Origin of the sequence: Pantoea sp. C2G6, from assembly GCF_051336815.1 — a bacterium.
Classification (GTDB): Bacteria; Pseudomonadota; Gammaproteobacteria; order Enterobacterales; family Enterobacteriaceae; genus Pantoea.
Map to the genome: position 1 here is coordinate 1 of NZ_JBGMNJ010000002.1, position 21865 is coordinate 21865.

Annotated in this window: 20 protein-coding genes; all 20 read left to right on the forward strand. The window is 47.1% G+C overall.

Translation table 11 applies throughout. From position 1 onward, the window contains the following. A partial coding sequence (locus ACCW71_RS03590; RefSeq protein WP_436370156.1) for a hypothetical protein occupies nt 1-77 on the forward strand: 77 nt, incomplete at its 5' end. An 18-nt stretch (nt 78-95) separates the two neighbouring features. Further along, the gene (gene tssK, locus ACCW71_RS03595) at nt 96-1445 is read left to right on the forward strand and encodes a type VI secretion system baseplate subunit TssK (RefSeq protein WP_436369721.1); all 1350 of its coding nucleotides are present in this window, start codon (nt 96-98) and stop codon (nt 1443-1445) included. Further along, nucleotides 1442-2131 carry a type VI secretion system protein TssL, short form gene (gene tssL / locus ACCW71_RS03600; protein WP_436369722.1) on the forward strand — a complete coding sequence of 230 codons (690 nt, stop codon included), beginning with the start codon at nt 1442-1444 and terminating at the stop codon, nt 2129-2131. Before tssK ends, tssL begins: the two co-directional genes overlap by 4 nt. Further along, a complete protein-coding gene (locus ACCW71_RS03605; protein WP_436369723.1) occupies nt 2131-3810 on the forward strand; it encodes an OmpA family protein in 1680 nt (559 codons plus the stop codon). The genes tssL and ACCW71_RS03605 overlap by 1 nt, the downstream gene beginning before the upstream one ends. 2 nt (nt 3811-3812) lie before the next feature. Next, nucleotides 3813-4304: a type VI secretion system effector Hcp gene (hcp, locus tag ACCW71_RS03610; protein WP_436369724.1), complete on the forward strand. Its 492-nt coding sequence runs from the start codon at nt 3813-3815 to the stop codon at nt 4302-4304. Nucleotides 4305-4490: 186 nt separating this feature from the next. Next, nucleotides 4491-4865, forward strand: coding sequence for a hypothetical protein (locus ACCW71_RS03615; RefSeq protein ID WP_436369725.1), 375 nt, complete (start codon nt 4491-4493; stop codon nt 4863-4865). Beyond that, nucleotides 4862-7219 (forward strand): type VI secretion system Vgr family protein, encoded by a 2358-nt coding sequence (locus ACCW71_RS03620; RefSeq protein ID WP_436369726.1) that lies wholly within the window; start codon nt 4862-4864, stop codon nt 7217-7219. Before ACCW71_RS03615 ends, ACCW71_RS03620 begins: the two co-directional genes overlap by 4 nt. A 9-nt stretch (nt 7220-7228) precedes the next feature. Continuing rightward, the gene (locus ACCW71_RS03625) at nt 7229-7774 is read left to right on the forward strand and encodes a DUF3828 domain-containing protein (protein ID WP_436369727.1); all 546 of its coding nucleotides are present in this window, start codon (nt 7229-7231) and stop codon (nt 7772-7774) included. Nucleotides 7775-8083: 309 nt separating this feature from the next. Beyond that, nucleotides 8084-8548 (forward strand): glycoside hydrolase family 73 protein, encoded by a 465-nt coding sequence (locus ACCW71_RS03630; RefSeq protein WP_436370158.1) that lies wholly within the window; start codon nt 8084-8086, stop codon nt 8546-8548. Nucleotides 8549-8579: 31 nt separating this feature from the next. Further along, on the forward strand, nt 8580-8936 hold the full coding sequence (locus tag ACCW71_RS03635; RefSeq protein ID WP_436369728.1) for a hypothetical protein: 357 nt from the start codon (nt 8580-8582) through the stop codon (nt 8934-8936). A gap of 223 nt (nt 8937-9159) precedes the next feature. Further along, nucleotides 9160-9528, forward strand: coding sequence for a hypothetical protein (locus tag ACCW71_RS03640; protein ID WP_436369729.1), 369 nt, complete (start codon nt 9160-9162; stop codon nt 9526-9528). Continuing rightward, a complete protein-coding gene (locus ACCW71_RS03645) occupies nt 9477-9986 on the forward strand; it encodes a hypothetical protein (RefSeq protein ID WP_436369730.1) in 510 nt (169 codons plus the stop codon). The genes ACCW71_RS03640 and ACCW71_RS03645 overlap by 52 nt, the downstream gene beginning before the upstream one ends. Nucleotides 9987-10273: 287 nt before the next feature. Beyond that, a complete protein-coding gene (locus ACCW71_RS03650; RefSeq protein WP_436369731.1) occupies nt 10274-10744 on the forward strand; it encodes a DUF3828 domain-containing protein in 471 nt (156 codons plus the stop codon). Continuing rightward, nucleotides 10745-13444, forward strand: coding sequence for a hypothetical protein (locus ACCW71_RS03655; RefSeq protein ID WP_436369732.1), 2700 nt, complete (start codon nt 10745-10747; stop codon nt 13442-13444). Beyond that, complete coding sequence (locus tag ACCW71_RS03660; RefSeq protein ID WP_436369733.1) at nt 13441-14058, forward strand: hypothetical protein; 618 nt, start codon at nt 13441-13443, stop codon at nt 14056-14058. The genes ACCW71_RS03655 and ACCW71_RS03660 overlap by 4 nt, the downstream gene beginning before the upstream one ends. Before the next feature lie 1051 nt (nt 14059-15109). Further along, nucleotides 15110-15406, forward strand: coding sequence for a hypothetical protein (locus tag ACCW71_RS03665; RefSeq protein ID WP_436369734.1), 297 nt, complete (start codon nt 15110-15112; stop codon nt 15404-15406). 423 nt (nt 15407-15829) lie between these two features. Further along, nucleotides 15830-16948, forward strand: a complete 1119-nt coding sequence (locus ACCW71_RS03670; protein WP_436369735.1) for a hypothetical protein — start codon at nt 15830-15832, stop codon at nt 16946-16948. Nucleotide 16949: 1 nt separating this feature from the next. Then, entirely contained in the window at nt 16950-17213 is a 264-nt protein-coding gene (locus tag ACCW71_RS03675; RefSeq protein WP_436369736.1) for a PAAR domain-containing protein, read from the forward strand. 2 nt (nt 17214-17215) lie between these two features. Further along, nucleotides 17216-18424, forward strand: a complete 1209-nt coding sequence (locus ACCW71_RS03680) for a hypothetical protein (protein ID WP_436370159.1) — start codon at nt 17216-17218, stop codon at nt 18422-18424. Next, a complete protein-coding gene (locus tag ACCW71_RS03685) occupies nt 18417-21779 on the forward strand; it encodes an ImcF-related family protein (RefSeq protein ID WP_436369737.1) in 3363 nt (1120 codons plus the stop codon). The genes ACCW71_RS03680 and ACCW71_RS03685 overlap by 8 nt, the downstream gene beginning before the upstream one ends. Nucleotides 21780-21865 lie beyond the last annotated feature (86 nt).

Genomic DNA, 21865 nt, shown 5'->3' on the forward strand with positions numbered 1-21865 from the left:
CGGTGCCGCACTTCCAGGTGGAAGGGATGGACGTCAACCTGTCGCTGGTTTCCCAGATGCCGAAGGCGAAATCATAAGGTGAGGGGAAATCAGGGATGAAAATTTATCGTCCGCTATGGAACGAGGGGGCTTTGCTCTCTCCTCAGCAGTTCCAGCAGCAGGCTGAATGGGAGTCTTTTCGCAGTGCAGGTGGATCGGCACTGGTATCTCCTTTTCCATGGGGAGTGGAAAAAATTGCGTTTAACGACGCTCTTCTTTCATCGGGTCTGATCCAGATTTCACAGTTACGTCTCTGGCTGGAAGATGGTTCGCTGATTGATGCTCAAAGAAGCGATTTACCTCCCCCTCCTCGTGAGCTAGATCCCGAAATGCTGGCTGGCATTGATGCGGTAACGGTTGTTATCGCACTACCTCATATGCAGCCGGGAGTAAACAATCTTGAACAGGAAGGCATGGTCGCTGATCGTCCGCTTCGCTACCGGGAGGAGTGGGTAACCCTGCCTGATGCCTTTGGCTCTGAAGAAGAGTCCATCGCCGTGGCTCGCTTCAATTACACCATCCGGTTTGCTCATGAAAGTAATGACGCCTGGAGTGTTTGCCCTGTAGCGAGATTGATTCGGGATGGTCAAAATGCATGGCGACAGGATCCGTTTTTCATTCCTCCTGTCGCGTCATTTGCTGCCAGCCCGCTTCTTCGTGAACGTCTGATGCTGCTTAATCGCCAGCTGCGCTCCCGACGTCAGCGGCTGATGACCATGCGCCGTGAAAGTAACGAAAGACTGGCCGATTTTGCGGTGGCCGATGTCTCGCTGTTCTGGCTACTGAATGCGCTTAATTCTCATGCCAGCGTCCTGACGGAATACGAACGATTTCCGGCTCGACCGCCTGAACAGGTATGGGCTGAACTCGCTCGCCTGGCGGGTAGCATGCTGACCTTTTCACTGGATCATGACCTTGACGCGATACCGGGTTATAACCACGCGGAACCGGCCAATGCTTTCCTTGCGCTCTTTGACCTGGTCACAGCGCTGCTGGAAGCAAGTCTGCCATCCCGCGTAATTGCACTGGAAATGTCCCGTCCGGATGGGCAGACCTGGAAGGCAAATCTTCACGATATTCGGTTGCGTGAAGAGGCCGACCTTTACCTTTCTGTTCGCTCAGATGTCCCTGCCTGGCAGATCGCCGAAAAATTCCCTTCACTCTGCCAGGCCGGTTCCCCTGATGAGGTCAGTACCATTTATGGTGCAGCACTCAAAGGTATTCCGTTGATCCCGGTAAGCAGGGTCCCTGCCGCATTGCCGGTACGTATGGAAAACCAGTATTTCGCCCTTGATATGGAGAGCGCTGCTGCGCATGAAATGCAGGAGCAGGGAGTATGTATGTTCTACGTACCGGAGTTGCTTGGTGCCCTGGAGCTTGAACTGTTTGCGGTATTGCGCTCATGAGACAGGAAATCGATATTGACCAGCTGATGGCGGAAACGTGGCTTACCGTCACTATGCTGAAGAAAGGTGCCGTTACCCACAATGGCAGCGCACTTTATGACAAATGTGTTAAGCAGGTCGAACAGGTGCGTGAAGCACTGGAGCGTGCCGGATACGACGACGCTAGTGTGGCGCATATCTCTTACGCCCAGTGTGCATTACTGGACGAGACGGTGATGAGCCGTAAAGCTGAAAAACCCGAAGATGGTGAAGAGGTTTCTTTTGATGAAGGACAGGCGGCCTGGCGCAGAGCACCGCTCCAGGCCCGCTTCTTTGGCTCACTTCGGGCAGGAGAGGCTATCTGGGATCGCATTGCAGAAGTTCTGCGTCAGCCTTCACCAAATATAGCGGTCCTGACCTGCTACCACCGCATGATTGCCCTGGGTTTCCAGGGATTGTATAGCCTGAAAGCGGTCAATCAGACACAGCGAGATGAAGTGGTCAGTGCCCTTTCTGAGCGTGTTTCCCCGCCTGATGGAGGACTGTCTCTGATTGTCTGCCGGTTGGGTAAACACCGGTGGAGTCTGATACGGTCTGTCTGGTTCTGGGTGTTACTGGCAGTGATCATCACGGGCGTAGTCTGGTGGGGAGGGCACTTGTGGCTTCAGTCCCTGCTGTCAGCACAAATACCGGAGCTGCATGGCTAATGCGTAAATCCGTCATTTTCCCGGTTGCTCTGCATACACTGGTGGGTGTCGTCACGCTGGGGTTGTTGCTCTGGTATTTCATCCCGGCTGGAAACGTGTTTAAGGGGCTGGCCACACTGCTGATTGCAATCCTGGCCTGTTGGACTGTATTGAAAAGCTGCCGCAGAGGGAAGACTGAGCACAATACCACGGCTGCTACGGTTGATCTGTCGTTACTGGACAACATGGGCCCCGTGGTTCTCGTGTGTGGTGATCGTCTGAATGCGCTGTTTCACGGAGAGCCTTTACGTAAAACAGGGCAGGGATGGTGGCTAAATACAGGAGATGTCAGTCGACTGACAGAGGTTGTCCGCAGTATCCAGGCGCAGTTTCCTCAGCAGGTTGGGCAGCTCTCGGTGATGTACGTTTGCAGGCCTGATATTCATCAGGATAAAGCCGTCCTGCGCTCCACGCTGAAAACGCTTCGACAGCAGAGTCAGCAGCTAAATTCGCTGGCGGGATTTGTGCTGCCGGTTGTGGTAAGTGCAGAGTTTTCCGGGCCTGAAACGCCATGGGTGATCGTTCGCGGTGACAAACCGATAGTGTGCCCGGAAAACAGTTCGCCACAGGCATGTATCGACTGGCAGCAGGAAAGTCAGAATATCGTGGTGCTCCCGGTGCTCAGCCAGGCATTTTCATTTATCCGCAGTATCCTGCTTGATGAGCTGGAGAAAACCGACCGGTTAACGCCGCCTGTAAGCGTATTTGCCGTGGGATTGCGTCTTGGCACTGTTAATCCTGAAGCCCATTCCCTCTGGACAGACTGGCTCTGTTCCCGTACCTGTTTGCAGTTTTCCCGACAAAATGTTCCGTCTGCTCCTGCCAGCCATTTCCCGGATGCTGTTCTGCCGCTGCTGGCACCATTTGCCTCCCCTGTACAGGGTGGTCATCGCACCCGTTGTCTGGTTCTGCTGATGTGCCTTTGTGCCCTGACAGCATTGGGAATATCTGCACTCAACAACCGTGCTCTGATCCGCCAGGTGGGTGCTGATTTACAGCGCTGGAACGCTATCCCAATGAATCACTACCGCCCTAAAGCAGAATCGCTGGCTGCACTGAAGCAGGATGCCCTGCTGCTGGAACGCTGGCAAAGGCAAGGCGAACCCGTCCGTTACAGCCTGGGTTATTACCCGGGACAACGTCTGTGGCTGGCGCTGCAACAGGCCATTGATACCTGGGTTCCTCCGCCCGCTTCCAGACCGCCGTCGATGCCGAAAATTGTGCGACTTGACAGCATGTCACTGTTTGATTCCGGTAGGGCGGCACTCAGAGAGGGGTCGACCAAAATACTTGTCAATGCTCTGGTGGGAATTAAAGCCAGACCGGATTGGCTGATCGTGGTCAGTGGGCATACCGACAACACCGGCAGCGTGCAGCTCAATCAGACACTCTCTTTGCAAAGGGCGGAAGCCGTTCGCAACTGGATGCGTGATACCGGAGACGTCCCGGAAAGTTGTTTTGCCGTTCAGGGGTACGGCGACAGCCGACCGATTGCATCAAACGATACGCCCGAGGGCCGTGCGCACAACCGGCGTGTGGAGATCACTCTGGTACCGCAGGCTGATGCCTGCCGTCTGCCAGGCACAAAACCAGCGTCACAGGATAAAAGTGACGTTTTAACTCAAGAAATGGAGAAGTAAACATGGCAATCCCCGTTTATCTGTGGCTAAAGGATGATGGCGGCGCGGACATTAAAGGGTCCGTGGACGTTCAGGATCGTGAAGGCAGTATCGAAATCGTTGCTCAGGAACACAACCTCTACATCCCGACCGATAACAACACCGGCAAGCTGACCGGCACGCGCATCCACACGCCGTTCCTGTTTACCAAGGAGATCGACTCCTCCAGCCCCTATCTCTACAAGGCGGTCACCACCGGCCAGACCCTGAAGTCTGCGGAATTCAAGTGGTACAGAATCAACGACGCGGGTCAGGAGGTGGAGTACTTCAATACCAAACTGGAGAACGTGAAGGTGGTGAAAGTGAATCCGGTGATGCACGACGTCAAGGATCCCGCTTTCGAGAAGCATAACCACCTGGAACAGATCGAACTGCGTTACGAAAAAATCACCTGGACTTACAAAGACGGCAACATCATTCATTCCGACTCCTGGAACGAACGCACCACTGCGTAATGTCCAAACGGGCTGGTATATGCCAGCCCGTCAGGTGATTTTTGCTGTCATTTCTCAGGGTGACCACAAAAGTTACTTTAAAACCAGACTCCTGACCTCGTGCGCTTTGGTCCCCTGATTACAGGGAAACAGCGAGGGGCGGTAGCGTGTCCTGAATCTGAATACAATCGTAAAGAGAGTGCCGACATGGAAAGTCAGTCTGCCGTTCTGCTACGCCGCTTAAATCACTTTTGTAAGAAACACCCTGAAGGTACCCCTGAAAACGGCCCGCAAGGTCTCTTTTTACGGACAGGCATTAGCGGGGGTAATAATGATTTGTGCAATACCGTGATTCTCATGACCTCCAGCCTGGGGCGTGATCTGCTGAGGCCATTGTTAAACCAACGACTGGTGGCGGCTGAAGCCGATCTGCATGAGTGGCTGCGTCCTATCCTGTCGGCCCTGAACCAGCAGCAACTAAGCCAAATGGCCGCAAAACAAAAACCATCTTCCGTCCGGCTTACCTGGGAAGAGGGAATGGTGCTGACATTTGGCGGGCAGTCAGAAGGAGTAATGCAATGAATAGATCTTTAATAAATAAAGGAGTCAGTCTGGTACAAAACCTGATTGGCCAGTCACGCTATCGCGTTGATGTACATGACTCTGCTGAATTTCTGGATGTGCTGCGTTACAGCGCGGTGGAGTCCCTTAGTCAACCCTGGCGGTATGACGTGGCTGTGACCTCTTCTTCGGCAGATATTGCCTGCGACACGTTACTGCTGAAACCGGCGTCATTTACCTTCCAGATCCCGATGTTTGACGGGACACCCGCGCTGCCGGTCCGAACCGTTTTCGGTGTGGTGGATTCATTTCGCCGTATATCGACATCAAATGACGATACCCACTACGCGCTGACCATTGTTCCCCGCATTGCGCTTCTCGGCTTTACGAAAGGCAACCAGATTTACCTCAACCAGTCAGTCACGGAAGTAGTTGAACAGGTACTGCGTAAACATGGGCTCGAAGAATCAGACTTTGATTTTCGACTGTCACGCGAATATCCGTCCCGTGAGCTTATCATTCAGTGGCGGGAAACTGACCTCGAATTTATTCAGCGACTGCTGGCTGAAGTCGGCATTTACTGGCGCTTTGAGATGGACAGCCGACTTGAGAAGGATGTGGTGATTTTTCAGGACAGCCAGCAGCAGTATGAATTTGGTGTCACTCTGCCATTACGGAACCAGGCTGGTATGAGTGACAGCGGTAAGGAGAGTATCTGGGATATTCAGATCGCATACAACGTGGTGAGCCGGAGTGTGACAGCCCGTGACTACAACTACCGCGAAGCGCAGACGCCGCAGGACAGCACTAAAAGTATTACAGGCAAGGAAGGGATCACCATCGGCGAAACGTACCATTATGCTGAACCTTTCCTGACTGAAGGAGACACCGAAAGTCCCGAAACGGGCGCATACTTTGCCCGCTTGCGTCATGAACGTATTCTGAACGCGCAGTATCGCGTCAGCGGGCACTCCTCCAGCCCTCATCTGGCTCCAGGCCAGGTTCTGGAAACGGATGGAACATTGCCCGAAGCGGTGAAGGAAGGGATTGTTATTACCACCATTCGCACCAGCGGTTCTCGTAAAAGTAGCTTTACGCTGTTATTTGAGGGGATCCCTTATAGTGAAACCGTCTGCTACCGCCCTGCATTGCTTCCTCGTCCGGTTATCTCCGGTTCGCTTCCCGCGCGGGTGGAAAGTACCCAGAAAGGTGATACGTACTCATGGCTTGACGCGCAGGGGCGCTACCGGGTAAAGCTCGATTTCGACCGCAACAGTACTGGGCAAGGCTACGCCTGTATGTGGCTGCGACTGGCAAAACCGTATGCCGGTGACACTTATGGCTGGCATGCCCCGTTACTCGATGGCACTGAAGTCGCGGTGATGTTTGACAGCGGTGATCCTGACCGCCCGTATATCGCTTACGCCCTGCATGACTCTGAACACCCTGACCCTGTCACCAGCGATAATCATACGCGAAACGTGTGGCGCACTCCGGCGAACAATAAGCTGCGGATGGAGGATAAACGTCAGGAAGAGCATATTAAGCTCGCGACGGAATATGGCAAGACGCAGCTCAATATGGGCCATTTGGTCAACGGTCAGCGTGAAAAACGTGGTGCCGGTTTTGAACTGCGAACCGACGAATTTGGCGCGGTTCGGGCGGCAAAAGGCCTTTTTCTGACAGCGGATGCCCAGGCAAAAGCCCAGGGGCCGGTACTGGAAATGACCCCTGCCATTAATCAGATTAACCAGGCCAACAGCCAGATGCAGGCGCTGAATAACGCCGCAGAAGCCGCCGGCGCTCTGGTCTGTGACATTAATAGTCAGATTAGTCTTGTGACTGAGAGAATAAGAGATCTTCAGTCTGCGGTTCTGCTGGGAAGTGCTCCGCAGGGAGTGGCATTGACTTCAGGTGAACACCTTCAGCTCAGCAGCACCCGCAACACGATGATCAATGCAGGCCAGCATCTTGATATTGGGGTGATGAAAAATCTGTCTGTATCGGTAGAAAAAGCCCTTGGGCTGTTTGTGCATAAAGAGGGGGCAAAGCTGGTCGCCAATCAGGGAGACATCGAAATTCAGGCTCAGCACAACACACTGTCTCTGTTTTCAGAAAAGCAGCTAACGGTAACCAGTAGTGAAGATGAAATCATTATCAGCACGCCGGAAACGCTGACGCTGAACGGTGGCGGGTCTTACCTGAGGCTAAGTAAGAACGGAATTGAACATGGCTCCGCAGGTGAGTTCATTATGAAGGCCTCTGACTATCTGGTACCGGGTACTGGCGCAAATCTGCCCAACGAAGCACCAAACTTCAGCCTGACGGATATTGTTCAGGAAAACAAAATCAGCAGCAAGTCTTTTAATGACTGAGAACAGAAAATGAAATTATTAACGCATAAATTGCTCCATGCTTTTATTTCTATATCCCTGTTTTTTTGTTCAAATTTAGCGTTTTCTACTGACTCAACAAGTCCGGAGGATATAGTGCATGACTTTTATTCACAATATCTAAAAGATGATTCAGGAAATGATGAGGCGTTAGTCAAAAAATACGTTTCTGACCAATTATCGAATAGCATCGAAGATTCTACAATGTGTAACTATGACTCTAGTGATTCGGTAACAGCATCAGAATCAGAATCAGAAAAAAAATGCTTACAGAAACGCGAGTGTAAGCAATATAAAGGAAATTACATTTGTGATTGGGGCGGTTTTTGGATTGAGTCCGACGTTAATTATTTTACGAAGTCTCAGGATGTTTACCCCTCCTGGAATTTGAATATTAAGACCAGAGCTATTATGAACGATGGAAGCAAATCCGTGATTGGGATTGTTCTGGGGAATGATTCTGATCTGAAAAAATCACTGAGAGTTTCCCTGGTAAAAATGAAGACTGGCTGGAAAATCATCAGCGTAACGGAATGAAAAGGCTGAATCCATGTGGAATAATAGTGCATCAGTTAGCTATATAAATAGACAAGTTGAATCAAAGAGTCTTGGGAAATGTGCTGCATATGTCAGAAGGGCCGTAGAGGCCGGTGGAGTCAAAATTAAGATTCCGCCACCAAGAATTGGAAAGTCCGCGTCGCTATCTGGCAGCCGTTCCTGAATGCGCTGAAGAAAGAAGCGCCCGAATGGAAGAAGTACAGCGAAGATTTTCTGGACAGGATGGCCTGGATGCAGGATGTCACGACGGAAAAGCCGGGGCCTTCATTGTGGCATATGCATCCAATTATGTTTTTAGGTTTGTTGAGGCCGCGAGCCAAAAAAATCGGAAAAATCACAGGAAAAGAATTTGTAAAATATGTTTTTGCAGAGGCTAAAGAAAATAAAGAAACGTCGCGCGTGCCCGCAGCAATAACAACAGCACAGGCTATATTAGAAACAGGCTATGGAATGTCGGCCCCTACTGACATCATGTCTAAAAAATATAGCTACAACATTTTTGGAATTAAAGCTCATGGTAACCCAGGCTATGTTGAAGACTATACTCATGAAGTGGAAAATGGGAAGCGAGTTAGGATAATAGATAAATTTCAAGCTTACGACTCTTATTCTGATAGTATTGATGGGAGAGTCGATTTCTTTAAAAAGAACCCTAGATGTCATTTCTTATTTAACAGTTCAGATCCTATTGAATGGGCGAAAGGTTTACAAAAGCCGGATATGCTACAGATCCAAATTATGCAAATTAATTGATTAGTGTTATGAAAAGCCAAGGACTCATAAAATGAAAGCTTTTATTATATTGTTGTTCTCTATTTCACCATTAATTTCCCACGCCGAGGATTTTTGTTCAAGTGTGGCTGCCAAGGCAGATTCAGAAAGAATAATTATTCCAAGTGGTGATTCTGGTTGTAAAGTGTCAGGGAAAGGACGTGCTTATTTCTATTCAGCCCCGAATGAAAAATGTAAAATAAAAAATTTATTTATAATTCCAGGGGATCTTGTTAACGCATCGGCAGATTATAATGACTATACATATATAATATATTTTAAAAAAGATGGTGACGGCGTGGAGGGGTGGGTGAAATCAAATCGGCTAGCACCAACGGGAACCGGTATTGGACCATCAGTAAATAATTAAAAATTCATAATCATTAAATTTCTCACACACATAAAGAGAACGGATTTAATGGGTTGAGTTTTAATGAACTACAATGCTAGCTTATATTAAAAGATAGGTGAGTTTTAACTATCATGCGAAGAGCTTTATGGTGCATTTCTCACAAATTGAATCTCGGCACATGCAGAATGTCCATTGAAAACCAAAAGGAAAATTTAAATGCGATCAGGGAGTTATTTTTGATATGTCTTCATTCATAAGAAGTAAATTAAAAAAGCATATTAAAATGTGGCTGGTTTTTTTAGTGTCACTATTTCCATTCAGTTCTATTGCTGCTATCAATTGCAGTGCAGGATGGGGGGATTATCCTTACAACTTACATCAAGAACCAGCACCTAAAAAAGCTCAGTCAAAGGGGCGGATTTACTTTTACTCTTTACCAAAAATCGATTGCAAGACGAGCACCTTCATAATTAATAATGATGAGGTGCTCAAATATAGAGAAAGCAATGGTTATTCCTACGTAAACTTTGTGAATAAAAATGGCGCTGTTGTTGATGGATGGGTAAAAATGAGTACATCATCCCAGCCAATAAAAAGAAAAATGAGTTAACATACAGTGGTTTTTCATGGAAATTAAATGGAAAGGAAATTAATATTTTAGGGAAGGCTATTCCCGAGTTAAATAAATGGGTCAAAGAGTCTGGACTTGAAGTGAATGAACATGATAACCACAGTTTCAATAATGGGTTTGAGTCCTGGACGTTAACGATTGAAAAAGAAGTTGTGACAATATCTCAGGCTAATGAAGTAATAAAAAAAAGATTAGGCTTTGATGATGCTTATGTTTCAGCAATCACTTTTATTGATAGTAAATACAAAACCTTCCGAGGCATAAAAGTCGGAGACAGCTGGGGTATGGTCACGGCGAAATATGGAAATGATAGCCAAAAAGATGCTGAAAGCAATTGCCGATTTTATCAATACTTTGATATGAAGATAAGCTTTTGTCTTGACCCATCTGGTGTTGTGCAGTCTATTTTATTTGAAAACTATCCCAGGAATTCATAGAAAGCCACTTTTGGCTCTTGATCAACAAAGCACCAGACGTCGGTCTGACGACATTCACTCTGAAAAAAACACTGCCACATTCAATCATTAGGAATTGAAGGTGAATTCGATAATTACTTGACAAGCACTCAATATTTCGACAGGTTCTGGGTCTAAGGTTGAGGTTAAGGTATTGCTTGAAATAATTGATAATAAATGGAAATAACCAGCGTATCGGAACAATAAGAACGTGGCCAATTTTAAAAGCACACGTCAACAGTTTATATAAATATCTATGGAGAGGTTTTATGTTGAAGAGGTTTTTTTTTATTTGCTGCTTGTTATTCGTGTCTGATATGGTCTTAGCTTCAGCGAATAATAGTTTGACACCTACACAAGTTGTCACGGGGTTTTATCATGATTATCTGGTCGCCTCTGAGATGTCTGATATGGAATTAGCTGATAAACTAACCCAAAAAGCCATTTTTGACTACACAACTGAACATCTCAGAACGCTGCGGGATGATGATGAATCAGGTGCTGATTATTTTGTAGATGCTCAGGATATATGTGAAGAATGGAAGCACAGTATTAATGTGGAAACTGTTTCAGAGAGCGACCATGTCGCACAGGTTAAGCTAACATTAGGATATGGTAAGGGCGTGTCCCTGTATGCCGTTAACCTGACAAAAGAAAAAGATAAGTGGTTAATAGATTCCGTTAAGCCTATATCCAAAAGTAGCATTTATTGTCCTCGACAAGCAGAGGGAGGCGAATAAATGCTGGATAAGAAAATCGCAGTTAGTGTTTTAAATACTCAAGCCCTGGTCAGGGCAAAAATTAACGCTGAGAATTTCAAAAATGGCATAGATAAAAAGCTTAAATATGGCGAGTCAAAATGTGCCCGTTATGTTAAAAAAGCATTGATTGCTGGAGGGGTATCTGCAAAAAACTCAGGAATTGAATCAGCTAAAAATTATGGCCCCTGGTTGATTGAAAATAACTTTAGAGTGGTGGATAACGTCACTACAGTGCGTAGTGGCGGTGTATTCACAATATCTGATCAGCAAGCGGGAGATGTTGTCGTAATCCAGGCAGCACCACATCATGTGCATGGCCATATGGCAATGTTTAATGGTACACACTGGGTCTCTGATTTTTTCCAGGAAAAGGGGTTTTATCCTGCTCAGGTATACCGAGACCAAAACATAGCCTATAAATTATACCGTTATTCAGACAATAATAGTGCAACCCAAAGCTCTCCCAAAACCCAAAAAGGGAAGATCAACATTGTCTGGCCAATTCACTCCAACAAACGGGGAGGCGAGTTTAAAAATCAGGAAGATATTCTCTCACATCTGGATGGTGAATCCACCGGACAATATATAATAGGCCGCAGCGGGATGTGGCATGGCGGGATCCATATCACCGAAGCTACGACGCCGTGGTGTGCGCTGAGCGGTAAATCTCCCTTTGAAGCGATAGATTTCCCGGTCCCCTTTAAAGGTGAACAGGCTATACGTTGCATGGCAGATGGGGAAATCGTTGCTTATCGTGTCTGCAAGGATTATCTGTCGCTTGCCTGGGAAGCCGGCCCGCTGAGTTTTTCCGGTTCATTCGTGCTCGTAAAACACTATATTCAACCGGGTGAAACGGAATCCAGCGGCCTGCATTTCTATACCCTTTATATGCATCTGGCCCCGTATTCTGCTTATGAGTCAGGCTCGGAAGTTCAGTGGATTACTCAGGATACACTTAAAGCCTTTTCCGAAATGGACTGGCTCACGGCAAAACTGACTTCAGATAAAACTTCTCCACAAATTGCCGGGCGCATGCCTAAAGGGGCAAGAGTGGAGTGGAACCCGGCAGACAGTAATCTTAACGCTACAGGAAATAACCATCGAAAATATGGACTTGTGACGCTGAAAGGTTTACCCGAAGAAACCAGCAGTACTCTCACGCTTGGTCAGCGCTATTGGGTTGTTGTTGATAACCACAACGTTAAGCCAGCGCCGGGAGCCGGTCCATGCTGGTGGCGACACTTGCTTCCCCCCGCAAAGGAAGGCATGGTATTCGATAAAACGGTAAGTCTCAGTTTACCATTCGCTATTAAGGCCGGTGACCCGATTGGGCACATGGGCTACTATCAGGCACCAAAGGAAGGCGGATATGAGGCCCGATACCAGGTTCATATCGAATGTACCAGCATGGATGAGAATCTGGAAAAATTCCTGACCAACCCAGAAAAAGTGGGAGAACAGAATCCTCTCTGGCTGAAGTATTCTCCTGGTCTTGCTCTGTACACAAAAGATGTTTCCACAGGAACATTCGCAAAGGATACGAGGGTGACAACCAGGACCGGGATCCTGCCACTGAAAAAGGTGCAAACGGAAGTCGATAAGTTGACCAGACAGGAATACTGGCAGCTGCGACCAGAAAATGCCTATGCGTTAAAAGGCCAGGCTGAGCCTCAACTTCTGTCACAGTATGATCTGGCAAAGCTGGGTTTCAGAACGGAAACCGCAGAGCCTGTCAGCTTTGATTACCTGGATGGAAAAAACCAGCCGACCGGATTTTTTCGGAGCCTTATTGACTCACTTTATCAGGCTGCCACAGCGGATACCCGAACCAGTCATGCCCTGGTGAAGCATAATTATCAGCGGCTGATGGATAAAATCGACAGCGGAAGCGACCGCTATTCACCAATGGAATACTGGCGTGCGCTGCATAATCCTGACTATCGAGACGTTATTCAGAAAACTATCGTAAAACATCCCAGCGACTGGTACTTCAAAAAGGGCGATGCTATCTGGCAGCCGTTCCTGAATGCGCTGAAGAAAGAAGCTCCCGAATGGAAGAAGTACAGCGAAGATTTTCTGGACAGGATGGCCTGGATGCAGGATGTCACGACGGAAAGGCTGGGGCCTTCATTGTGGCATATGCATGCAATTATGTTTTTAGGGACAATGATTAGCATAAAAAAACGACATTCGGGACTTTTCACTGTGCAGGATGGGAAAGAAGCTTTACGTAAAATATATGATAAATACGGTAAAGACATGTCTGTAATAGTTGAAAGAATGTTTCGTATCGAGACCAAACACTTTACTTCTGGTCAATATCAATATTGTGGTGCTCCTGGTATGGAGGTACATGGTGCTCCCCCAGCATACGGATGGAGTTCTGACTTTTTCTTGCAACATCCAGAATATCAACCGATTGGGATTTGGAGTAAAAAAGAAGGAAGAGGGTTAAGTGGACAGGGAGGGAATTCCCAAGTCACAGATAAGCCAAAGCAATTTGTAGTATTCGATTCTGTTGAGAGTTCGATGGAATATATTGTGTACTATATTAATAAGCACGGCGGAAACTATGCCCGATGGTACTCAACCCAAGACTCAGCCCAAAAACTATATAGAGAAGAGTGTGGTGCGATCAAACCCAGATTCACTAATGAATTTTCTGAGGTAAAGTCATGATCAAATTTAAAGCACTTTCTTTTGTTTTATTGACTTACTCTATCTCAGCATTTTCTAGCGTTACTAATGATGATTTTGATAGATGCTCACAATTTCTAGATAAAATAGTGGCTTCCAGTAATGCAACTTTGATAAAAGAGTTGAAAGTGGATAGGAGTCTCATTAAAGCAGATATTGATAGCGTCAATGGCAATGATATAAATGCTAAAGTTCAATTTAATAAAATGCAGTCAACTGATACTCCAGGCGAAGGCTTTCTTTTATGGGTGAAATATGATTACATCAAATTCAACTTGGAGGATGTTACTATTGATCCAGATAATCCGGAAAAATTAAAGTTTGATAATAGATACGCTTCAGTATACCTCAACTGCCTAAACAAAAAAGTAATTTACAGAGTCAATGGTGTTTCCAGATTACAGTTTTATAAAGATAATAAATTATCAATCCCAGAAGCTGGTGTTTTTATTTTGCCAGGAGAATATGTGGAAGTTGAAAGAAGCTCACGGGGTGCCTCGTATGTTAAATATCAAGCAAAAGACGGGGCAGTATATTATTTATGGGTGGATTCTAGCCGCATACAAAAACTTACTCCAAGTGAAATTAAAAACTAAATATTTATTTCTCAAGGTTATTTCATATATTTAACGGTGGCCAGATGAAAAGCAGCGGATTGAAATTATTAAAACCATGCTATCCATCTTATTATATGGTTTTTGTTTCTACTCCTATGATAACTATTTTTTTTCGTTCTGTCCAAAACGGCTGAGAAGGAGTAAGCATATGTAGATTATTCTATTTTTTTATTTAAGGCTGTATCGAAAACCAGACTTTACTTCAATAGCGCATCAGGTAAATAATGCAAGATTAGCAATTTATTTTTAGTTGATGGTAATGTTTTTTCAGGATATACCATACTTAATGGATGTTTGTTTTCATCATATTTCAAAAAAATGGCGATTCAGTCGATGGGTGGCTCAAATTATCAGATTTGAAAAATACTGGATATACAAGTGTTCCTTAAAGTGAAGGATAACCTATTTGTGAATTTATCCCAGACATCATTATAAAGAACAAACTGACTACAGCGCCTGAAGAATGCATAAACATCAGCGAAGATAATACTGGCAATAAATGCTATAATTTTGCTATAACCAAAAAAGCACTTGAAGAATGTAAAAACGTTCAGTTCATACCTTTTAGCATCTTAGTAAAAAAGGGGGCTCAAGGAATCAACACAAACCAAGGGTGTAAAGTCGATAAACTCCACCCTATTGAATAAAATTTAAAAACCTTAATCAGCTAATATACAACTTGTCATAAAAAGGGATAATACACCCACATCATTCTTAAAGCGCTGAGTTTTACGATAGATTGTTTCGGTAATCGGGAAAGAAGTCATGCACTGAACCCAACGATGCATGAGCTGATTTTTGGTGTTCCAGTTTATAAAAGCACCAAGTAATGAAGCATCTCAATTTAAGTTTGTGTTTTTTATTATTGTTATTTGCAGGCAATTCAATTGCTGCAAATAGCTGTACAGCAAGCAAAGCGGATTACCCTTACAATCCATATTAAGAACCGGTACCTATAGAAGCTAAGTCAAAGGGACGAGTTTATTTTTACTCTTCACCCAAAAACGATTGTAAGACGAGCACGTTCATAATGAATAATGATAAGTTGCTCAAGTATAGAGAAAACAAAGAAGATTGCTTCGCAAACTTTTTTAATAACAATGGTGCAGTCGTTGATGGATGGATAAAGAACGAAGAAATTGCCTCTGGTGATGAACAGAATAATGAGCTAATTTACGGTAATTTTGCATGGGCAGAAAATGGCCAAAAAACCGTTCTTTTAGGAAAAGTCACTCCTGAATTAAATAAATGGGCTAAAGAGCCTGGTGTAAAACTCCCTAATCCCGACAAAAACGGTTTTAGTAATGGGTTCGAATCCTGGAATTAAACAATCAAAAATGAAGTTGTGGCAATATTTCAGGCCAATGAGATAATAGAGAAAAAATTAGGTTTCGATGATACGTACGTGTCAGCGATCACATTTACTGATAATAAATACAAAACCTTCCAAGGCATAAAAGTCGGCGACAGTTGGAATATGGTGACTTAAAAATATGGAATGGATAGTCATAAAGATACTGAGGACGGTTGCAGATTTTATCAATACTTTGATATGAAGCTAAGCTTCTGCCTAGACTCATCGGATATTGTACAGTCTATTTCGTTTGAAAACTATCCGACAAAGTCATAGCAGTTATTGCTGATTCATCATACATAAACACGGATGATGCATACTGGCTTAAGGTAGAGCCTTAATAAAGACACATACTTCAAAGCGATAAAAGGACTTTTAATGAAGGAATGCCTAATTATGAAGTGTATCTTCATAATCTCAATTTATTTATACTCAAGTATTGCATTTGCGAAAGACGATTGTGAAAACTATGGAAGAAAATCTGAAACATCGCAAACTTACATTAATCCGGATAACAATTCTTTTGAAGTGGCTTCAACAAAGCGGATTTATTTCTTTAGTTCCCCGAATAAGGCTTGCAAGATTAATAATCTTTTCTTGGTGCCAGGAGATATTATAACCGGGCATACAGAATACAACGACTATGTTTCTGCTTCTTATGCAAAAAATGAGTCATGGTCAGTCACTGGATGGCTTGACAAATCACAACTAAAACACATCGACATAAAAAACAATCACCCTATAAAAAATCATTGTGAATTAGTTTCCGATTTAGCTGCGACACAGGCTTTTAGCGGAGGGCTCATGATACCAAGCAATGCATTCTCAACAGCGGCTAAGAAAAAGGTTATGCTCTATAATGCGCCTGACCGAACTTGCCCAAAAGAAAACACCTTTATCATTAAAGGTGAAAATGTATATGCTCTCAAAAAATATGCAGATTTCATTTTGGCGCAGTATGTGACAACTTCGGGAAAAGATGTTTTCGGCTGGATTCCCCAATCAGAACTAAAAGAATTTAATCCAACCATCACACTTCACAACAACACTCAAATTAACATTGTTGACTTTATCGTCATAAAAAATAAGAAATGGATTGGGGTTGGTTCTTTCTATAGCAATAAAACTTCTGGCATAGATGAAGACGAGATAGGTTCTTCTTTTATAGGGGATTTCCCTAATGCTGTTGGTGGGTTATATAAATACACAATGCATAGTTATAAAGATATAAGTTTGGTTTCCTCAAATGCTAATTATGATAAGAGACAATATACAATTGATGATGACTATATAATCTCGGCAATCAACTTAAAAACCCCAACGTTTTCTACGTTACGCGGAATAAAAGTTGGCGACCCTGCTGATAAAGTGTTTAAAGCCTATCCTGCGAATCAGGCACAAATAACGCCTAAAAAAATCAGTTATACACTAGGTGATATGTATCTGGATTTCACACTAAAAGATAACAAAGTAGCATCAATTAACATGGGGATATCTATCCCTGAAGAGGAATAAAATGCTTCAGATAATCAGAAAAGGCGATAAAACTACCCACGGCGGCTCGGTACTGACCGCTTCCGAAACAATGAAATTTGGCGGTATCGGCGTTGCCCGAAAAGGCGACAAAGTCTCCTGCCCAATCGAAGGTCATGGCCCAACAACCATCGTAGAAGGTAATCCTGATTACCTTGATCATGGTATTCCGGTTGCATTTCACGGTCACAAATGCGCCTGTGGCTGTACGTTGATCAGTTCATTTTCCGCAGCCAGGGTTGCCTGATTATGCCCGTCTGGCTGGATGCCATCCCCGAAAAAGCACCAAAGATAGCGCGTCCTTGCACCCGTCGCTGGTTGTGGTTCCTGGCTATTGCCATGCTGGGAGGCATAGCACTCACATTCTGGTGCTGGACATCAGAGCGTACCGGATTTGTCTTCTGGTTCACCGCACTGGGTCTTCCATTTTGCACCTGGGGGCTTATTTTCGGTTTACGCCGGTTTGCCTATAAAGCTGAACAGGTCGGTGCGGAGTCGCATAATCTGGAGCGTGAAGCACTCATCGACAGCGAAATTCTGCGCGGTCAGCGCTGTGCCTGGATCCTTGGTACGCAAATTCAGGTTCCGTCCGGAAATAAAACTGGCGAGTTGCTGGATGCAATGAAAGTCGCGGCCCCCGTTATCAACTTCTCCCGCCCCAGGGGAAGTGACAAACCGGTGAGGTATGCGGCATTAACAGAATATCAGACAGATTTAGCCAGGGCTCTGAAAGCTGCGGTTATAAAACTATCCACCCGTGTGGAGGGGATTGTTCAGCCGCTTCCGCCAGCGCTGCCATGCTGGTTGATGCTGGACTGTGACAGCGACCTGTATCCCCTGGTTGAAGAGCAGCTTAAGGCCGAGCTCTTACTGAAGACGGGCAGGATATTTCGTCTGATGACAGGAAAAGGGCTGGGTGCGTTTGATGCCTGGCTGGACAAGCGATGGGACAAGCCAGGCATTCTTGTTGCCATCACGCTGTCGTTACCTGCGTCCCCCCAGGAAGAAGATGCAGATGCCGTCTCGATGGTGATATTCAGCAATCGCAAAGCCCACGCCTGGCCGGATGCACTCCGGCTTCATCGCCCGGAAAGAGGAACTGAATCCACGCTGACCAAAACGCTTAAACGTGCATTGCTTTGGGCCAACATCGGTCCCGACGCACTCCGGGGCAGCTGGATTTCTGGTCCAGATCTGACAGCAGGTAGCGGCTGGAACAATGCCTGCGAGGCGAGCGGTGTTGAGTTTAGTCTTTCTGAAGACAACTTCAGTATCGACCCTGTGCTGGGCTACACCGGCCATGCGGCTCCATGGGTTGCCATCACGCTCGCCGATGCAGCCTTTGAACAACGAGGGGTGCAGGTTATTGCCTCCCAACCCGCCGCTGACAAAGACGACGTCTGGATCGCCGTCATCACTAAAGAAGAAGTTTGCAAGGGAACGCCTAAGAATGGCTAAGGTAAAAGTTAAAACACTTATTGGTTCCGTTGTGACTGTCGCATTTTTTCTGACGGTCATACTGGCATTTCTGTTTTATGCCTTCCCAGAAAATGTGGCTTCAGCCATCGGGTTCGGTCCGTATGAGGGTCAACGCATACTCACATTCTGCGCCATACTGGTCGCCGCGATGTTTTTACTCGGCTGGCTGGTAGAGAAGTCTTTCGACTTCGCCGGTAAATCCGGGTTGTATTTTCACTGGGGGCAAAAAAAGGCTCAGCTCGCCGCCCCGGTGATGAACACGATTGCCAGTGAAGAAGAGGACAATGAACCGATCTTCAGTGAAGACGCTGTGTCCGAACACCTGTACTTTCGCTATGGACGCCGCTGGCAACGTAAAGTGCGGCTACTTCTGGTGATGGGCAAGCAGGATGAAGTCCATAAGGCGGCGCCGGGCCTGTGTCATGACCTCTGGCAGGAAGGCGACGGCAACGTGCTGATTTATGGTGGTGAAGCCCAGTCGCTCCCGGATGAGACCTTTCTTTCCAGACTGAAACGCCTGCGTTCTGGCCATCCGATTGATGGCATCATTCAGGTAATAAACACTTCAGCCCTCCCGACAGATACCGAACGGGATGCTTTTCTGCGCTGTCGCCAGAAAGCTGATTACCAGCTGGGCTGGCAGACCCCGGTATGGCTGTGGCTGACGGACAACGCTCAGCAGCAGCGGGAAACCGCTGCAACAGGGGTTATATTCGGGCCAGGAGGAACAATAAAAGAGGCGGATGAGGCGATTACTACACTGACGCAACACCTGCAAAAAGTCGGAATGGCACAGATCCTGAACGATCCGGCACATGATGGTCTGCTTCAGTTGTCCTACCGCCTACGGCATGAACTGAAAGCCAGTCTCACCGTTTTGCTCAGTGGATTGATGCAGGGATCTGCGGCCTGGCGTTTACGTGGTGTGATGTTTAGTCCTGAACTGGCCCTGGCCGGTTCGGTACCCAACACCCACCTTACTACACCGACGTGGAAAGCCGTCATTGATGACTGCGACGCCGTCAGCAGCAGGAAACTGGGCTTTGACTGGCTGAGAATGCTGCGGTTAAGCCTGCTTTCCCTGATTGTCTTATGGGGGGCCGGTACACTGCTGTCTCTCATCGTTAACCGTGCCCAGATTTATCAGGCGCAGGAAACGGCGAGGCAGGCGGCGGATTCTGCAAAACCACTGGCCGAACGTCTGCATAACCAGCTCGATTTACAGCAATCCATCGCCCGTCTGCAACATCGTGAAGCGACCGGCGCTCCGTGGTACACCCGCTTTGGCCTTAATCAGGACAGCGACACGCTGGCCGCGCTCTGGCCGCTGTATGCGAAGAATAATGCGAAGCTGATGAGGGATGCCACCGCAGACCATCTGAAGCAGCAACTGAACGCCTTTGTGCAACTTCCTCCAGCGAGTGATGCCCGCACACAGGGCACACAGCATACCTACGACCTGCTCAAAAGTTATCTGATGCTGGCGCGGCCGGACAAAGTGGACGCGGGCTGGCTGGCAAAAAATGTGCTGTCTGCCTGGCCGAAGCGTCCCAATGTGCCGGATGGCACGTGGCAGGAAATGGCACCGAAACTGCTGGGTTTTTATGCGCAGAACCTCCCATCACACCCGGAATGGAAGATTAAACCTGATAGTGAGTTAATCAGCACGGTACGTCAGATTCTGCTCAAGCAGATAGGGCAGCGTAACGCCGAATCCGGGCTGTATCAGGACATGCTTAAGCGCGTTGCCAGCAACTGGCCGGATTTAACGCTTGCGGATCTGACCGGTGCTACCGATGCCTCAACGGTATTCCGCACTGACGAAGTCGTCCCCGGAATGTTTACGCGCCAGGCCTGGGACGAGCAGGTACAGGATGCGATTAACGAGGTAGTTAAAACCCGACGAGATGAAATCGACTGGGTACTATCAGATAAAACCCATCAGACCGGGAGTGATATTTCCCCGGATGCGTTGAAGGCCCGCCTGACGGAGCGATATTTTACTGATTTTGGTAATGCCTGGCTGAACATGGTCAACAGCATTCAGTGGCAGGAAGCTACGTCACTATCTGAAGCGATTGCCCAGCTCAATCTGATCGGCGATGTACGTCAGTCGCCTCTGGTGGCACTGATGAACACGCTGGCCTGGCAGGGAAAAACAGGACAGAAGGGCGAGGCACTGGCCGATTCGATAGTGGATTCAGCAGAAAAACTGATCGGTCAGAAGAAAAATGCAAAACAGTTTATTGAACAGGCACAGGGGCCAAAAGGTCCTCTTGATGGGGTATTTGGCCCATTACTGGGGCTGATGGAAGGTAAAGAAGGCAGCGGTAGCAACGGCAATCTCAGTTTCCAGTCCTGGCTGGCTCGCGTTACCCAGGTAAGGCTAAAACTTCAGCAGGTCACCAGCGCCCCGGACCCGCAGGCCATGTCGCAGATGCTGGCCCAGACCGTGTTTCAGGGGAAAGCCATCGACCTGACCGATACTCGTGATTACGGCAGTCTGGTTGCGGCGAGCCTGGGTCAGGAGTGGAACGGGTTTGGCGAGTCATTATTTGTACAACCACTGGATCTGGCCTGGCGGCAGGTGCTGGCCCCGGCGGCGGCGAGTCTGAATGCACGCTGGCAGTCGGCGATTGTCGATCAATGGAATAAGGCCTTTGCGGGACGTTATCCGTTTAAAGCCACCGGCAGCGATGCCTCACTGCCATTGCTGGCGCAGTTTCTGCGCAGTGACTCAGGTCGAATCGCTACCTTTCTGAAAGCGAACCTCAGTGGGATCCTTCATCAGGAAGGTAATCGCTGGGTCGTGGATCCTTCCGCAAGCCAGGGGATGGTTGTCAGCCCGGATTTCCTCCGGGCTATTAATCAGCTGGCAGAGCTTTCTGATATCGTGTTCTCTCAGGGCGATGCAGGTGTTCACTTCGAACTGATGGCGCGTCCTTCACGGGATGTTGCCAGAGTGCAACTGACTCTCGATGAGCAGAACCTGGATTACTTCAATCAGATGGAAAACTGGCAGAGTTTTAGCTGGCCAGGAAATACATATTATCCGGGGGCGAACTTAAGCTGGCGCAGCATCAACAGCGGTATGCAACTCTATGCCAGTCACCCGGGGCCTTGGGGGTTCATTCGCCTGCTGGACAAAGCCCTGCTCACACCTATCGATACAAGCCGCATGCAACTGGTATGGATCACAGCAGACGGCAATCCGCTGAAGTTTGTAATGCGCAGCGAACTGGGCGACGGGCCGCTGGCGTTACTGAAACTCCAGGGATTCTCGCTACCTCAATCTGTCTTCAATGTCGCCGCTGGCGCAGAAAAACCCCAGTAGTCATAAGGGGAAATACAGCCGGCGCTGGCTTTCGCAAAAGAGATGGAAGGCTAATCTCCCGGTTATTTTCAGCAAAAAAGATAAAC

What these genes read in the sequence shown, in the direction of transcription:
- tssK (WP_436369721.1), top strand. Translation starts at nt 96, where the DNA reads ATGAAAATTTATCGTCCGCTATGGAACGAGGGGGCTTTGCTCTCTCCT.
- tssL (WP_436369722.1), top strand. Translation starts at nt 1,442, where the DNA reads ATGAGACAGGAAATCGATATTGACCAGCTGATGGCGGAAACGTGGCTT.
- ACCW71_RS03605 (WP_436369723.1), top strand. Translation starts at nt 2,131, where the DNA reads ATGCGTAAATCCGTCATTTTCCCGGTTGCTCTGCATACACTGGTGGGT.
- hcp (WP_436369724.1), top strand. Translation starts at nt 3,813, where the DNA reads ATGGCAATCCCCGTTTATCTGTGGCTAAAGGATGATGGCGGCGCGGAC.
- ACCW71_RS03615 (WP_436369725.1), top strand. Translation starts at nt 4,491, where the DNA reads ATGGAAAGTCAGTCTGCCGTTCTGCTACGCCGCTTAAATCACTTTTGT.
- ACCW71_RS03620 (WP_436369726.1), top strand. Translation starts at nt 4,862, where the DNA reads ATGAATAGATCTTTAATAAATAAAGGAGTCAGTCTGGTACAAAACCTG.
- ACCW71_RS03625 (WP_436369727.1), top strand. Translation starts at nt 7,229, where the DNA reads ATGAAATTATTAACGCATAAATTGCTCCATGCTTTTATTTCTATATCC.
- ACCW71_RS03630 (WP_436370158.1), top strand. Translation starts at nt 8,084, where the DNA reads ATGTTTTTAGGTTTGTTGAGGCCGCGAGCCAAAAAAATCGGAAAAATC.
- ACCW71_RS03635 (WP_436369728.1), top strand. Translation starts at nt 8,580, where the DNA reads ATGAAAGCTTTTATTATATTGTTGTTCTCTATTTCACCATTAATTTCC.
- ACCW71_RS03640 (WP_436369729.1), top strand. Translation starts at nt 9,160, where the DNA reads ATGTCTTCATTCATAAGAAGTAAATTAAAAAAGCATATTAAAATGTGG.
- ACCW71_RS03645 (WP_436369730.1), top strand. Translation starts at nt 9,477, where the DNA reads ATGGGTAAAAATGAGTACATCATCCCAGCCAATAAAAAGAAAAATGAG.
- ACCW71_RS03650 (WP_436369731.1), top strand. Translation starts at nt 10,274, where the DNA reads ATGTTGAAGAGGTTTTTTTTTATTTGCTGCTTGTTATTCGTGTCTGAT.
- ACCW71_RS03655 (WP_436369732.1), top strand. Translation starts at nt 10,745, where the DNA reads ATGCTGGATAAGAAAATCGCAGTTAGTGTTTTAAATACTCAAGCCCTG.
- ACCW71_RS03660 (WP_436369733.1), top strand. Translation starts at nt 13,441, where the DNA reads ATGATCAAATTTAAAGCACTTTCTTTTGTTTTATTGACTTACTCTATC.
- ACCW71_RS03665 (WP_436369734.1), top strand. Translation starts at nt 15,110, where the DNA reads ATGAATAATGATAAGTTGCTCAAGTATAGAGAAAACAAAGAAGATTGC.
- ACCW71_RS03670 (WP_436369735.1), top strand. Translation starts at nt 15,830, where the DNA reads ATGAAGTGTATCTTCATAATCTCAATTTATTTATACTCAAGTATTGCA.
- ACCW71_RS03675 (WP_436369736.1), top strand. Translation starts at nt 16,950, where the DNA reads ATGCTTCAGATAATCAGAAAAGGCGATAAAACTACCCACGGCGGCTCG.
- ACCW71_RS03680 (WP_436370159.1), top strand. Translation starts at nt 17,216, where the DNA reads ATGCCCGTCTGGCTGGATGCCATCCCCGAAAAAGCACCAAAGATAGCG.
- ACCW71_RS03685 (WP_436369737.1), top strand. Translation starts at nt 18,417, where the DNA reads ATGGCTAAGGTAAAAGTTAAAACACTTATTGGTTCCGTTGTGACTGTC.